This window comes from Pedobacter terrestris (genome assembly GCF_052343045.1).
GTDB lineage: Bacteria > Bacteroidota > Bacteroidia > Sphingobacteriales > Sphingobacteriaceae > Pedobacter.
In genome coordinates, this window is the sequence record NZ_CP180264.1 from 1751000 (window position 1) to 1764877 (window position 13878).

Annotated in this window: 14 protein-coding genes and 1 tRNA gene; 7 read left to right on the forward strand and 8 right to left on the reverse strand. The window is 38.5% G+C overall.

Features of this window, described 5'->3' with window-relative positions; genetic code table 11:
* Positions 1-106: 106 nt before the first annotated feature.
* A complete protein-coding gene (locus tag ACJVDH_RS07530) occupies positions 107-637 on the forward strand; it encodes a hypothetical protein (RefSeq protein WP_443946949.1) in 531 nt (176 codons plus the stop codon).
* 101 nt (positions 638-738) lie between these two features.
* On the opposite strand, the gene ACJVDH_RS07535 is transcribed toward ACJVDH_RS07530, so the two are convergent.
* The gene (locus ACJVDH_RS07535) at positions 739-1146 is read right to left on the reverse strand and encodes a hypothetical protein (RefSeq protein ID WP_443946950.1); all 408 of its coding nucleotides are present in this window, start codon (positions 1144-1146) and stop codon (positions 739-741) included.
* A gap of 412 nt (positions 1147-1558) precedes the next feature.
* Between ACJVDH_RS07535 and rmuC the strand changes: the two genes are divergently transcribed.
* From rmuC to ACJVDH_RS07565, 6 genes are all read left to right on the forward strand, one after another.
* Positions 1559-3307, forward strand: a complete 1749-nt coding sequence (gene rmuC / locus ACJVDH_RS07540) for a DNA recombination protein RmuC (protein WP_443946951.1) — start codon at positions 1559-1561, stop codon at positions 3305-3307.
* A 561-nt stretch (positions 3308-3868) separates the two neighbouring features.
* The gene (locus ACJVDH_RS07545) at positions 3869-4414 is read left to right on the forward strand and encodes a biosynthetic peptidoglycan transglycosylase (protein WP_443946952.1); all 546 of its coding nucleotides are present in this window, start codon (positions 3869-3871) and stop codon (positions 4412-4414) included.
* A complete protein-coding gene (locus tag ACJVDH_RS07550) occupies positions 4407-5096 on the forward strand; it encodes a hypothetical protein (RefSeq protein ID WP_443946953.1) in 690 nt (229 codons plus the stop codon). The genes ACJVDH_RS07545 and ACJVDH_RS07550 overlap by 8 nt, the downstream gene beginning before the upstream one ends.
* Positions 5097-5234: 138 nt before the next feature.
* Entirely contained in the window at positions 5235-5501 is a 267-nt protein-coding gene (locus ACJVDH_RS07555) for a hypothetical protein (protein WP_443946954.1), read from the forward strand.
* Between the two features lie 76 nt (positions 5502-5577).
* The gene (locus ACJVDH_RS07560; RefSeq protein WP_443946955.1) at positions 5578-5742 is read left to right on the forward strand and encodes a hypothetical protein; all 165 of its coding nucleotides are present in this window, start codon (positions 5578-5580) and stop codon (positions 5740-5742) included.
* 164 nt (positions 5743-5906) lie between these two features.
* A complete protein-coding gene (locus tag ACJVDH_RS07565) occupies positions 5907-6407 on the forward strand; it encodes a hypothetical protein (protein WP_443946956.1) in 501 nt (166 codons plus the stop codon).
* 75 nt (positions 6408-6482) lie between these two features.
* Here the strand turns inward: ACJVDH_RS07565 and ACJVDH_RS07570 are convergent.
* From ACJVDH_RS07570 to ACJVDH_RS07600, 7 genes are all read right to left on the reverse strand, one after another.
* Positions 6483-6556: transfer RNA gene (locus tag ACJVDH_RS07570), tRNA-Arg, on the reverse strand.
* 191 nt (positions 6557-6747) lie between these two features.
* Complete coding sequence (locus tag ACJVDH_RS07575) at positions 6748-6972, reverse strand: hypothetical protein (protein WP_443946957.1); 225 nt, start codon at positions 6970-6972, stop codon at positions 6748-6750.
* Positions 6973-7055: 83 nt separating this feature from the next.
* Complete coding sequence (locus tag ACJVDH_RS07580; protein WP_443946958.1) at positions 7056-7556, reverse strand: GNAT family N-acetyltransferase; 501 nt, start codon at positions 7554-7556, stop codon at positions 7056-7058.
* 100 nt (positions 7557-7656) lie between these two features.
* Positions 7657-8931, reverse strand: a complete 1275-nt coding sequence (locus tag ACJVDH_RS07585; RefSeq protein ID WP_443946959.1) for a fibronectin type III domain-containing protein — start codon at positions 8929-8931, stop codon at positions 7657-7659.
* Between the two features lie 9 nt (positions 8932-8940).
* On the reverse strand, positions 8941-12003 hold the full coding sequence (locus ACJVDH_RS07590; protein ID WP_443946960.1) for a TonB-dependent receptor: 3063 nt from the start codon (positions 12001-12003) through the stop codon (positions 8941-8943).
* A gap of 104 nt (positions 12004-12107) precedes the next feature.
* Complete coding sequence (locus tag ACJVDH_RS07595) at positions 12108-13106, reverse strand: FecR family protein (protein WP_443946961.1); 999 nt, start codon at positions 13104-13106, stop codon at positions 12108-12110.
* Between the two features lie 60 nt (positions 13107-13166).
* Positions 13167-13763, reverse strand: a complete 597-nt coding sequence (locus ACJVDH_RS07600) for a sigma-70 family RNA polymerase sigma factor (RefSeq protein ID WP_443946962.1) — start codon at positions 13761-13763, stop codon at positions 13167-13169.
* Positions 13764-13878 lie beyond the last annotated feature (115 nt).

Below are 13878 nucleotides of genomic sequence, written 5' to 3' on the forward strand. Positions count from 1 at the left end.
ATTTGTTTTTCGTGTGCAGATTGTTTTTATTGGAACACTATACTTAGAAATCAGTATTTCCGGTTTCCCGTAATTTTTCCTCTTTATTTCTTATGACTTTTGAATCATGATAAAGATTACAGAAATTAAAATCTCCGTTAAATTGTTCTTGTTTTATTGCTTTGCGGCATTGTTGATGTTTAGCGGTTGCACAACAAATTACTATTTAACGGTTTCGGATATTGATACACCAGTTTATGCGGATGCCGGAGGTATTAAGAAAGTTGCTACAATTGAAGCCGGAAAAGCGTTTATTCAAAGTGGCAAAATACATAAGACAACAATTCGGTATGGGCGAACCCGCGGATATAGCTCATATTTTGTTTCCTGGAAGCCACTCCGAAATTTGACTAAAAAACAATTGGATGAACTTATTTTTACTGCCGATTATGGTTATATCTATTCTGGTATACCAACCTCACAATATCAATACGGTAAATTGTTGCCTAAATATCCTGGATATAGTTCAACTGGATCTGGACATCCTTCTGTTAATGCTGGTAGCGCATCGGGAGGAAGTGTTCATGTAAAAGGGTATACCCGCAAAGATGGAACGTATGTAAGGCCACACACCCGATCAGCACCGCGAAAACGTTAGCTTTTTAGAAACGGGTGATTTGCAAAGTTTTTGAGAAACGTTTCAATCAAAGTCTTCTTTTAATCGTATAAAAGATGTATGCTTAGTAATTTATGAGTTTTTTATGGCTCAACAATGTCCTGAAGCTTGAAATACCAGATACAGGGAACAATAGGCGTAGTATAGGAAACGATTAAAATAAGGTATCCGGGAGACAAGAGGGAGTCCGGATCTAATATTAAAAAGGTGGCGAAACTCATCGTAACGGCCAGCAGGCTTAAGATAAGCTTACATTTCTTCGATGTAAGATTTCGAGCTTTTAGAGTATATATAGCAATATAAAAAACAAAAGCTGCGGGGAATGAAAGTAAAGAGGCTTCAGATAGGAGCGTCAATAAAAATGTGGACAGATCTTGCCAGCGCGAATTGTCTGAAGGAGAACCAATAGTCATAATTGCCCAAAACACCAATGTACCTATTGCAATACCAGATAGCCAGACTTTTAGCGTGTAGGAGAGGGTTATTTTCATAGAGCTAAATTTAAAAATTGTTTTCGGTTTGCATCCTATCCTAACTAAAATGAATACTATTAAAGTTGAACTTAAAGCAGTTTGAGTGCATGTGTAGAATTATGGGTAATTGCGTTTATTGTATCGAATGGGTAACTGAGTCTACAACTATGGATCTCTGATTGCATGTTCTGAAGAGTACATTGTTTTTTTCCAGGATTTCGATTCCTGCCTTCTCATTTGTCTTATTTGAGAAATTCCTTATTTGGATATCATAGTTAATCAACTAACCCTTAAGGATCTGTTTTTCGTATGCAAATTGTTTTTATTGGAGCGCTATACTTAGAAATCAGTATTTCCGGTTTCCCTTTTTTTAGAACATCTTTTTCTTTTTAGATTAGTTGACTTAAATATAAATTTTTAACCTATCCATATGGAAATAACAACTCTAATTGCTGGATTCTTCGCGGGAGTTACAATTGCTTACATTATATTTTACTTGTTTAACAAAACAAAAAGCGTCTCTAAAACGGAATTCGATTCTCTAACATTAAGGCATAATGATGTGGTTGGCAACCTTCGATTATTTGAAGATAAAGTGCAAACTTTGCAAGCTTCCAATGAGTTACTAACTCAGAAAATTAACCTTAAGGATGCTGAACTTATTCAGTACCAGACCAAAAATGCCTCCTTAGAAACAGAGCTTAAGAATAGTGAATTAAAGACTGTTGAACTCGTTGAAAAGCTCAATCACGAAAGTGAACTTAGCAAAAGTCAACAATCAGAAATTAATCTTCGCCTACAGCAAATTTCGGAGCTTAAAGCGAATACCGATTCCTACATCAATAGTCTAGCGAAAGAACAAGAAATAAACCAGAAACAAACAAAGCATGCAGAAGAGCAAATACTAAAAATTACCGAGCAGACATCAGAGGTTAGTAAACTAAGTGCTAATAATGCAGCATTAATGGATAATGTCGTAAAACTCACCAATGTTAACGATAAACAATTAAAGCAAATTGAGTTGTTTACGTTAACGATCAACGAACACATTTCTGAAATAAGCAAATTGACAGCAAATAATGAAGCTCTGTCTGATAAACTTAGTATGCAGAAAGCAGAAATTGAAGAGCTTCAGAAAACTGCCCATCTGCAATTTGAGAAAATAGCCAATCGGCTTTTTGATGAAAAATCGACGAAATTCACGGAAACTAACAAAACTAATCTGGAAGCATTACTAAATCCTCTTAAAGATGATATTGGTAAATTCAAAGCAAAAGTTGAAGAAACCCACTCTGAGGATACCAAACAGCGAGTCTCATTAGACGAAAGGATACGAGGTTTAATAGATCAAACGAATAAGGTAAGTGCAGAAGCCAGTAATCTCGCTACAGCGCTGAAGGGTAAACCGCAAAAAAGAGGAAACTGGGGTGAGATGATTTTAGAGCGCATCCTTGAAATGTCTGGTCTCACTAAAGACAGAGAATATTTTATTCAGGGAGGTATCAAGGATGACGAAGGAAATATGTTAAGGCCTGATGTACGGATTAGTCTTCCAGATCAACGAATGATCATTATAGATTCGAAAGTTTCGCTAATCGCGTATGATAATTACTCCGCTACTGAAAATCCAGAAGAACAGAAAATTCATCTAAACAAGCATTTAGAAGCTACATATAATCATATCGAGCAATTGAGTAATAAAAATTATGATAGTTTAGGAAGTACGCTCGATTTTACAATGATGTTTATCCCTATTGAACCTGCCTATATGCTGGCTATACAGGCAGATCTGTCTATTTGGGCCAAAGCATACGAGAAAAGAATATTATTGGTTAGCCCAACAAATCTAATTGCCTGTCTGAAACTATTCTCTGATTTATGGAAACGCGATTATCAAAGTAAAAATGCTTCCGAGATTGTAAAAAAAGGAGAAGCGCTGTATGAGAAATTTGTAGGCTTCACCAAGACTTTTGAAGATATTGGTGATAGTATTAAAACCACTCAAGATAGATATGATAAAGCTATGGGTCAGTTGAAAGTTGGTAGAGGAAATATTATAAAACAGGGCATAGAACTTAGAAATTTGGGTTTAAAATCTGATAAGAAAGTTTCTGAAAAATTACTGCCTTCGGATATGGAAGAGTTGGTTTTAGGTAGAGAAGAGGAGATTGATAATTAGAGTGTTATGGTCTAGTGCTTACAAAGATAGAAGTATTGGAAGAAAAAGGACAGCAAAAAAAAATAGATTTCGCTTCGGTGGATAAATCTAATCGCATTCAACTCTTGAGCTCACCATGCGTAATCGAAAATGCTGCGCTACGCTTGTGTTAAAACATAGATCGAACCTCGCTGCTATGCAGCTATTGCTTCTCACACATTTTCTCTGTTCGCAGTTGTTGAGAGTACCTAAATATACATATCGATAATTTTACCTATTATCGTTAAAAATTAAATCTATATCTTAGAAAACTAAATGTTGATGCTCTTATCACCTCTTTATTGCCAAAAAAATAGATTATCTGAGTGCAATCATTCAACGGTTTAACAAACATTAAAGCTTACTCATTCCAATGCAATGAATAAACTGGCATAATCGTTTTAATCAAGGTTTTTAGTTGCGTATATTCATGAGTTTGCTACCATTTTAATACATTATAATAAAGCATTGAGAGAAATACTTAGATATATTGCAAAACGACTTTACAAAGTGAAGTTTGAAAAACTTCGGACAAGACTTCTTATGGAATACGAATTAGTGAAAGTCGGCCAAACAAAAAAATACAGTACTCTATCTAAACTTCTCATTTCAGGAGAGGACCATAGGTTTTATTATCATATTGGCTTTGACTTTATAGCTATCATTAGAGCTGTTCGGAATAGAATATTTCACAAGAGAGTTGAAGGAGCAAGTACAATAGAGCAGCAACTTGTAAGAGTTTTAACTAACGACTTTGATAGAACTTTTAAAAGAAAAATTCAAGAAATTCTGCTTTCAACGACAGTATCTTCTATAATTCCAAAAAAATCGATACCTCGAATTTACTTGAATGTTGCTTATTATGGTGCAGAGATGAATGGACTAAATCAAACTTATTCAAAGCTCGGCATACTTGACATAGAAACAATACCTATTGAACAAGCAGCAGAAATTGTTTCTAGAATTAAATATCCTCAACCAAGCAAACCAAATCAAAAGCGATTGCTGCAAATTGAAATGAGGAAACAACACTTAATAAAACTTTACAATAATCATTTAACCCGAAAACATTTTAAAATATATGGTTGACATTAGAGATTATATTGTACTATCGAAAATTGCTACCTCAATTAGTAGTTGTTATTCAATCCCTGATGACTTTAAGAACTATTACAACCAGATAGATAAGAGTGAAAAAAAATCTCTTATTAGGCATTTTGTCGTAAATAACATTCCTTTTGCTTTCAGAGATAAGCCAATGTTATATGAGCAAATTACGCAATATATCGCTGACAAACTTCAAATTTCAACATCTGAAGTTAAGTTAATTGGTAGTGCTAAAACAGGTTTTTCAATTAGCCCACTTCCCGACTTTGGAAGAGCATTTGGGCAGCATAGTGACCTGGATTTTTCTATTGTAAATGAAGATTTGTTTAACAATTTAAATAATGAATTTAATGACTGGTCGGATCTTTATAAGACAAAACAGATTAAAGCTAACAATGACACAGAAGAAGGTTATTGGAATCAAAATCTAGAAGGCGGAGCTCGAAAATTAAAACGTGGTTTTATCGATACTCATTTCATTCCTAACCGTGATAAATTTATAAAAACAAAAAAAATAAATAATAGTCTTTGGCTTATTCAAAAATATTTAGACGAACAACACGGCATTAAGGTAAAAAAGGTTTCTGCAAGCGTATACAGAAGTTGGAATTCATTTGCAGGACGGCTTAATGTAAATACTGAAAGTGTAATGAGTAGAATATGAAAAAAAGAGCCTATAAAAGGTTTTGCCAGAAGCGGTTTTCAAATTCTTTGGTTGAACATTTGAGCAAGGTTCAACAATAGTAAATCTATTGAAATTCTGTGCTAAAAATCCTTTTCAATGATATCAGTTTAAAAACAAATGAAAGAAAAAGCTATAAAGATACATGCTAATGTTGATGAAATTACTATGTATAAATCATTAGGCGAAGCTTTAATGAAAACTCAGGTAGTCGAACAGGCTTTGAGTCATTCAATTACCCTTAAATTGAATCCTGACGAAACAAAGGAACGAGCTGACAAATTTTTAAGACAACAACTGCGATATACCTTAGGTCAGGCCATCAAAATTGTAAATGAAAAAAACTATACAAATTATCATTACAAGAAGAAATTAATGCTTTTTTAGAACAAAGGAATTGGTTGGTTCACAAAGTTGTCAATGGGAGCGAAGAGGATTTTAGTGCGGGAATTATAAAAAAAAAATGCTTGATAAAATTCATTCTGTTTCGGACAAAGCGATAATAATTCATCGTGAATTAGAATATGATTTATTAGATTTTTGCACTTCCAAAGGAAAAGATATGTCAAAAATGAGAACATTGCTTGATTTGCAAGGCCAAGGTATTAGGGTGCGAAAGAAGCAATAAATAATGATTAATTTGAAACGTTCAATATCCAAAAACTTAAACCTCCCACTTAAATTAAGAAATAGAAGTAAGCGCAGCAATATTCACTAACTGTCTAATAACAATAATTCACTTTTTCTTCATTATTCATCTGAAGAAATTATAGAAACATAACAATCTCGAAAATGCCTGCCTTACCACCTTCCACAGCAAAAATATTAGCCTACAAAGTATTAGACCGAGACTTTGACAGCACTTGGCCTGACTGGGCGGTTGATATGCTGGCGGCTGGTTTTGAAACGGAGCATTTGTTGATTTTGGCAGGCATGCGCGCGCCTTTCGACTATTTTGAGATGAAAACTTTAAGTACAAAGGCACCACATGAATTAGGTTTGGATTTCTCTGATAAACTTCAAACCGTGTTTAATTATGTGAATTACTTTTTACGAATGTTCTTAGATGGTCAGTCAGCATCTATAAAAGTGCTTCGGGAAATAAGAGATCTATATCTCGAACTCGATTATGAGAAATCTTTGCAGTACTTCAATTTGTTGTATTATGCCAAATCTGATTTAACGGTAGATGAGGAACAATGGTACATCGATGGAGTCGATCGGAATAATATTGGCGAAAAGATTGAGGCTTATTTTAAGCAATGGTTGCTGGAAACAGACGATCAATTGTAGATCTTTAGGGCGTAATTTGTCACCTCGATTTAAAATAAAAAAGCCTCTCAGTTTTCACTGAAAGGCTTTGAACTGTACCCCGGAAGGGATTCGAACCCCTGACCCACGGTTTAGAAAACCGTTGCTCTATCCAACTGAGCTACCGAGGCTCGTTTTTAAAGAGATGCAAATATAGAAGTTCTGTGGGATAAGAGAAAAAATATTTGCAACTTTTTACAGCAGATTTTAAGAAAAGTAAATAAGTCTTTTATAACGAATCACTTAATTTTTTCAGATGCGCTGTAAAACTCTATTTGTAGATCCGTTTTAGCAGATATTTACCTGTTTTTTGGATAAAAGATTAAGCATCTTCGCCATTCCAGACATCATCATCGGCATGATCCAGCCGGTCGTGTTTACTGGTGGCGCCAAAATCATCCTGATGGTGGTAATTTCTTTCCGGGTTTTCCGGCAATAAATCGCCTCTGTCTAAAGATTCATGATGCGGATGTTCAATTTCCGGAAGGTCTTCATGGATGTGTGAGGGCTTTAGAATGATTTTTTTGGGATGCTGTTCGTTTTCCATGTGTTAAAGGTAACAAAATTCAAGCCAATAGCGGCTCAAATAATCGGTTTAAACTAAAGGGTGTTTATGTTTAATAAGTGGTTTTACAAAAGTTTTTGGTAGCAGTAAAAGCGCAGACCGGGGCGTTTTGGTAAAGAAATTTCACCACTAAACTGGTAGCCCAATTTGGGGAAAAGTGCCTGGGTTGCCTGGTTTTCACTGTTGGTATCTACGCGGAGGATTTTAATTCCTCTGGCAATGGCAACCGTTTCGGCCTGGTTCATAAGTTGTTTGGCGATGCCCATGCCCTGAAAATCGGGATTTACAGCAAGTCTGTGGGTAACAATTGCAGTTTCTGTAATGTCCCATCCGGCATCTGCGTATTCCGCGTCCTGGTCTGTAGTAATTGCCGTTACACCGGCAATGGTTCCGTTAACCTCGGCAACCCAAAGTTGTTCCAGTTCAACATCTTTTCCAAAAACCTCAGGGTTTGGGTAATCGTTGCCCCATTGCAAATTTCCGCTGGCCCGCATAATAGGCACCACTTTGCCCACCATATCCATAATGCCTTCCATATCTTTAAGCGTTGCTTGTCTGATTCTCATGGCGCAAAGATAAAATTAGTGATAGGAGGGCGCACGATATTTTAACAAAAAAAATCCCCTTCCAAAATTTGGAAGAGGATTAGATATAGGGGATGAGAACTTACTTCTTATTCAGATCTGTAAATACAGCTGCTTTATCTTTTGATTTTTTATCGAGTTTAAACGCGTCAAAAATTTCTCCGGATGCTTTGTAAGCGGTGTATTTTAGGTGATCACCATCTACAGAGATGATCTGGAAGAGTTGGGTATCTTCGGCAAAAACATCCATCCAGCGGGGTTCAACGTCAATCTTATACATTTTTGGGCCGGCAACAGAAACCACATACATTGGTCCGCCAACTTTGCCAGAGACACCTGTGCCAAGGTTTTGTCCGCGGCTGTAGGTATGGTCGTGTCCCTGCATCAGTAAATCTACATGGTAACGGTCAAACAGCGGTTTAAACAATTCCCTGAATTCTTTATTGTCGCGGCCTTTGGCGGTAGAGTAAATCGGGTGGTGATAGGTAATCATTGTCCATTGCTGCGGATTGTTTTTCAGCACTTCCTCCAGCCATTTAGCCTGCGCTTTAAGTGAAGTAGAATCCAGTACAATCATTTGAGAGTTGAGTGAAATCACCCGGACATTGGCATAATCAATATAATACACCGATTCTTTTAAACCTTCCGGGCCATTTTCAGGCAACGTGTACTGCGCGCGCCAATGCGGATCTAAAGTTAGCGTGCGTTGCTCATCGCGGAAATATTCGTGGTTTCCGGAAGATGGAATACTCGGAATCATTCCGTTGATGAAACCTCCGCCGAAATGCCATTCTCCCCATTCATTATCGTTGTTAGAGCGGTTAATTAAATCGCCGGCATGAACAATAAAACGGGCATCGCCATGCGTAGCAAATGCGCGTCTGATGACGCGAGACCATTTGGATTTGATGTCATTCTGTGCATCGCCAAGATAAATGAAAGAGAACGGTTTTTTTCCGGCAGGTGCCGTTTTAAACTGAAACCATTCGCTCCAGCGTTCACCATCGCCAACACGGTACGTATACATTTTATCGGGCTGCAGACCGGTAAAATTGATGCTGTGGTAGTTCGCGGCTTCGTACGCTTTGCCTTTCAAAACCTCAGTTTTGCCTTCAAACTCCTGCGATTCCGGTTTTTCGAGTTTCGGAGAACTGCCCTCTACAAGGATTTGTCCAATGCTTTTGCTTACCGTACTGTCTGTACGCCAGGTAACCGATTGCGTCGTTTTCGGATCTGAAGACCAGGTGAGGATAATGCGATCCGGGTTTTTACCCGCAGGAAATTCCTGCGCGTAAAGCAAATGTGTAGAAGTGAGTAGCGTTAAAAGCAATAAAAGTTTCGGGAATGTTGTATTCATGTTTGTGATTTAGTGAAATGGAGTGTATTTGAAACCGATGTTTGCCCAGGATGAATAGTATTTGTGGTCGTTCGGGCGGCCATCACCATAATCGAGGATAATCTGTGCATTGTTGATGTTGCTGATGCCCATGAAAATGGAGAAGCTTTTGCTGATTTTCTGTTGCGCAGAGAAATCGAGTTGTGCGCGTCCTTTTTCCATCAAATCATCGGCCTGTGTTTCTGCAAGTTCGCTGATGAAGGTATGGTAGAAGTTTAATGAAATCCTTCCGGAGAAACCGTATTTTTCATAAGAAAGGGAAACGTTTCCAACTTTAGGGCGCATAGAAGGCAGCCTTACGGTACGTTCGCTTACAATACCCGGAACTTTAAATTTCGATTGAATTTGCGTGTAGTTACCATAAATACCGAAACCATTCAGGAAGCCTGGCAAGAAGGTTAACTGTTGTTGCCACGCCACTTCAAAACCATAAAGAGAGGCATTGGCGCCATTAATGGTTTGCGTTACCTGGTAGCCATTAAACGTGCCGCCTTGCTGCGTGTAAATGCTCTCGTAAATGTAGTTGTCTATATTTTTATAGAAAAGCCCTCCGGAGATTAAACCCAGCGATTTCAGATAATGCTCAAATAAGAAATCTACGTTGGTAGACGTCGCCTGATCTAAATCCGGATTACCGATTTTCATTCTCTTTCTGCGGGTTTCAATTTCCTGCCAGGGCACAAGGTCATAATAACTTGGGCGCGACAGTGAACGCGTTACTGCTGCACGGAAATTGGTGCGCTGATCTACTGCGTATTTCAGGTTTAAACTCGGAAAGAAACCTTCAAAAGCCGATTTGGTATTCACTTTATTGGTGCTCACATATTGGCCGGCATCATTAAAAGAAACAATATTACCATTGTAATTGAAACCTGTACGTTCATAACGCAAACCGGTAATGATGTCTAACTTATTTAAAGTCAGTTTTCCCATTCCGTAAGCTGCGCCCAGTGTTTCTTTACCGCTGTAAGAATCCGGATCTGTATTCTGGCGGATATAGGTTTCATTATCTTCGAAAAGCGATTTGTTGTTCTGGTAGTATTGTTCCATCAGGTAACCATCTGCAATAGCACCTGATAAATCATATTGCCCGTCAAAATAATCTTTACGCGAATAATCGCCGAGGAAATTAGACAGGTTTAACGTGCCCGATTTTAAGGTATATTGATAGTAACTTCGGGTATGGTCATCTTCTTTGTATTTGTAGCGACCGCCAAATTTCACCATCAGTTTATTTTTCTCCGTCAGGTCAAACGTACGCTGAATGTTTAATGATCCTTGTCCGTCTTTGTCATGTGCAATCTGGTGGCGGTTGGTGTAATAGTTTGTGGTATAGTTTGCCGCATTGTTTACATCGGTACTTCCGAAATCGAACTGTGGTGCACGCGGATTTGATACATCCAAACCGGCAGATAAACCAGTATACGTGAAGTATCCGTCATAGTACAAAGGCTGATCGTACAAACCAGAAGAATACGTCAAATCTATGTTGGCTTTCCAGTTGTTAAAATCTGTTTTATAACCTAAAGAGAAACTGGTCAGGTTGCGGTTGTAGTTTCTTGGTGTACCGCTGGAACCGATGTTGATGTCTGTAACGTGCGTAAGATCTGTGTACTCGCCAATGCTGAAACTTTTGGTTCCGCGTGTTTGCAGTTCATAGAATTTATTGTAGTTGGCACGCAGGTAAATCTGGCTTTTTTCTGTCGGGAAGAAATCAATTTCGGCTTGTAAACCTAAATTTTCACGGCGCAATTCAGTGCCTTCCAATTCGAGGTTAGAGAGCAAAACATGTTCTGTTCCATTAATTTCATAAGTATCATAATCCTTTTGTACACGGTCTTCTCCGCGAAAACTTTTACTGTAGTTTACACCGCCAAGGAAAGCCCATTTATTAAAGCGTTTGCCGTAATTGATGGAACCATCGATATTGTCTTTATCTACCAGGAAGTTGCGACCAAACGAGCCTTTGGCCTGGAATTGCTCCTGACCTTGTTTAGGGGTTTTAGAGATGATGTTAACCGAACCTGCAGTTCCGTCGGCATCCATATCTGGCGTTAAGGTTTTGTTTACTTCTATAGCTTCTACGGTAGAAGATAATATACCGTTTAAATCGATGTCTCTTGAGCTGGTTTGGGTAGAAGGGAGGCGGTTTCCGTTTAGGGTAACAGAACCCATTGATTGATCTAAACCACGGATAATGATGTTGCGCGGTAAACCGTAGCTATAATCCATTGCTACACCCGGCACACGTTGCATGGCTTCACCAACGGTTGCATCCGGAAAACGTTCAATCTGTTCTTCGGAAAGCACGTATTTAATGTTGTCTGCATTGCGCATGTTGCTTAGTGCAACCGCTTCACCACGGCGGATTCCGCTAATGGTAATGCCTTTCATGTCGTTGTTTATTCCAGAGATTTTTAACTCTACTGTAGTGGTTTTATCGTCTTCTACATTTACGGTAAAGTCTGTTGTGGCATAGCCGATATAACTGGCCTGAAGCGTAACTTTTCCGGCCGGAACTTTATCTATAATGAAATAACCATTTACATCTGTAATAAATTTCCGGTTGGCACCTTTAACTAAAACGGTTGCATAAGGCAATGTTTTGTTGCTTTCGCGGTCTTTCAGGTAACCTACTATGGAGCCGGGTTTTGCGGCTGCGGCAATTTTAACGGGATTGTGTTTAATGATTACCGTCAGGCCTTGCTCAATCATCAGCAACTCATTCCGTTTTAAGATTGGCGTTAACAACATACGGGCAGTTTTGGTTTGATCGTTAATCGAGATGAGTTGCCGCATCGGTTCATTACTGGTATACACAAAGTTGACTCCGGTTTTGCGTTCAATCTCTTTTAATGCATCTTTAAGCTGAACATTTTGAAGGTTCAGGGTAATTTTGGTATCCAATCCGGCTTGTCCGTATACAACGGAAGCATGGATAAGATTCATAAAGAGCATAGATGACAGGGTGTAAATCAGGCTTATTCGCATAAGTATTTTCATAAGGCGGCCAGCCCCATTAAAATTTTTCATAAATTTGGGTGTGTTTAAATTTTTCGATTTATTCATTTGATCTGCGCTAACGGGTCGCATCCGTTTTGCAGGTATAAGGCCATTTCTATTCTGGAAATGGCTTTTTAGTTCTGGTTACATATTGATCCTCCTTTTACATAAATAGTTTCATTTGTTTGTTTGCTCGTAATATTCAAGGCAGTATGTAGTGTTTTCAGAATGTCGGCCAGCGGGCGATTGTTAAAAGTTGCACTGAGTTTGCAGTTTTTGGAAACGGAGTCATCTACTACAAAGCGGATGTTAAAGCGCCGCGAAAGTGTTTCAAATACTTCCTGAACAGGCGTTTGCTCAAAGGTTAAAGTGCCTTTGCTCCAGTTCTCAATTTCTGCAGTATTAATTTTTGTTTTGGTGAAATTCTGTGCGCTGCGTGTGTAATTTAAGACATCATTCGGCAACAGAAAAATAGCTTCGTTTTGTTCGTTTGTAGCCGTTACGCCAACTTTACCGGTTTTTACGGCTACGCGGATTTGCCCTTCATTGGCATATGCACGCACATTGAAACTGGTACCATATACCGTTGTGCGGATGTTTGCACTTTCTACAATAAATGGATGTTTATCTTTATGTTTTACATCAAAAAAAGCTTCACCGCTTAGTTTCACCCATCTTTTTTCTGCACGGGCAAAATCGTCGCTAAACTGAAGCTTGCTTCCGGCATTTAAGGTTACATCAGATCCGTCTGGCAAGTGCAGCACTTTAATTTTTCCATTGGTTGCAATTTCGGTAATCCAGTTTTGTGTGGGTTTTTCTGTTTTGGCGGTCCACAATAGGGTTAGTGTAGCCAATAAACCGGTAAAACCTGCAGCAATACCATATTTTAACCAGGGCAATCTGGCTTTTACCGCCTCGGGTTTGGCTTGCGCAGGTTTAATTATCCGCATGAGCGAACCTGTATTTTCTTCTGGCGGAATTTCTGTGCTGATTTTCCAGATCATTTCGGTTTGTGCATATATGCCGATATGGTCCGGATGTTCGTTCAGCCACGTATCAAGTTGTAGCTTGGTTTCCGGAGTTTCCGTACCGCTAAGCCGCTTGATCATTAAATTCCAGATTTCATCTTTCATAGTAGTTTGTTGTACAAGATGAAAGACAGAAAAGCGGGCAAGCAATACGGGCTGCGAATATTAAAGTTCTGTTAAGTGTTGGTTAAGGTAAACTGCACATTTTTCGTGCAGGTACTTCATGCTTTTGGCCAAATGGTCTTCAACGGTACGTATGGAAATTTGCAGCAGATCGGCAATTTCTGCATAACTGAATCCTTCAATCCGATGCATTTTAAATACAAGTTGTCGCTTTTCCGGCAAGGTAGAAATCAGTTTGCGCAACAGAAGAATTTTATCAGTCGCTTCATGATCTGTAATGGTTACGGTTTGCAGATCTGCAATTGTACTCAGCTCAGACCATTCTACATAATCCACAATATTTCTTTTGTGTCTGGACAAATGGTTTAGCGCCGCATTTTTAACCGAGCGGAATAAGTAGCCTTTTATATTGTCAATATTGCGTTCGCTATTCCACAATTGTAAAAAAAGATCATTTACGATATGGTTTGCTGCATCTGCATCATTCAGAAAATAATTGGCGTAATTGTTTAGTATAACCGACCATCGCCTGTAAAGTGCTTCAAAAGCAGGCGCACTGGTGTTTAGGGCTTGATCAGCCACAAAATCGATGTCGGTTTCCAACGGAATATATCTTGAACCCAAAACAAGCAAATCCATGTTAGCGGTGAGTTAACGCAGTATTAACTTCACATTACCTTAAAATAACTTGCCTTAAACTGAACAAACAGCGTGCAGATTACCTGGCTCTGCAATGGGTTTTATGTTTAAAAAG

Coding starts and splice junctions, on each gene's coding strand:
- ACJVDH_RS07530 (WP_443946949.1), top strand. CDS start 107: ATGATAAAGATTACAGAAATTAAAATCTCCGTTAAATTGTTCTTGTTT.
- ACJVDH_RS07535 (WP_443946950.1), bottom strand. CDS start 1,146: ATGAAAATAACCCTCTCCTACACGCTAAAAGTCTGGCTATCTGGTATT.
- rmuC (WP_443946951.1), top strand. CDS start 1,559: ATGGAAATAACAACTCTAATTGCTGGATTCTTCGCGGGAGTTACAATT.
- ACJVDH_RS07545 (WP_443946952.1), top strand. CDS start 3,869: ATGGAATACGAATTAGTGAAAGTCGGCCAAACAAAAAAATACAGTACT.
- ACJVDH_RS07550 (WP_443946953.1), top strand. CDS start 4,407: ATGGTTGACATTAGAGATTATATTGTACTATCGAAAATTGCTACCTCA.
- ACJVDH_RS07555 (WP_443946954.1), top strand. CDS start 5,235: ATGAAAGAAAAAGCTATAAAGATACATGCTAATGTTGATGAAATTACT.
- ACJVDH_RS07560 (WP_443946955.1), top strand. CDS start 5,578: ATGCTTGATAAAATTCATTCTGTTTCGGACAAAGCGATAATAATTCAT.
- ACJVDH_RS07565 (WP_443946956.1), top strand. CDS start 5,907: ATGCCTGCCTTACCACCTTCCACAGCAAAAATATTAGCCTACAAAGTA.
- ACJVDH_RS07575 (WP_443946957.1), bottom strand. CDS start 6,972: ATGGAAAACGAACAGCATCCCAAAAAAATCATTCTAAAGCCCTCACAC.
- ACJVDH_RS07580 (WP_443946958.1), bottom strand. CDS start 7,556: ATGAGAATCAGACAAGCAACGCTTAAAGATATGGAAGGCATTATGGAT.
- ACJVDH_RS07585 (WP_443946959.1), bottom strand. CDS start 8,931: ATGAATACAACATTCCCGAAACTTTTATTGCTTTTAACGCTACTCACT.
- ACJVDH_RS07590 (WP_443946960.1), bottom strand. CDS start 12,003: ATGAAAAATTTTAATGGGGCTGGCCGCCTTATGAAAATACTTATGCGA.
- ACJVDH_RS07595 (WP_443946961.1), bottom strand. CDS start 13,106: ATGAAAGATGAAATCTGGAATTTAATGATCAAGCGGCTTAGCGGTACG.
- ACJVDH_RS07600 (WP_443946962.1), bottom strand. CDS start 13,763: ATGGATTTGCTTGTTTTGGGTTCAAGATATATTCCGTTGGAAACCGAC.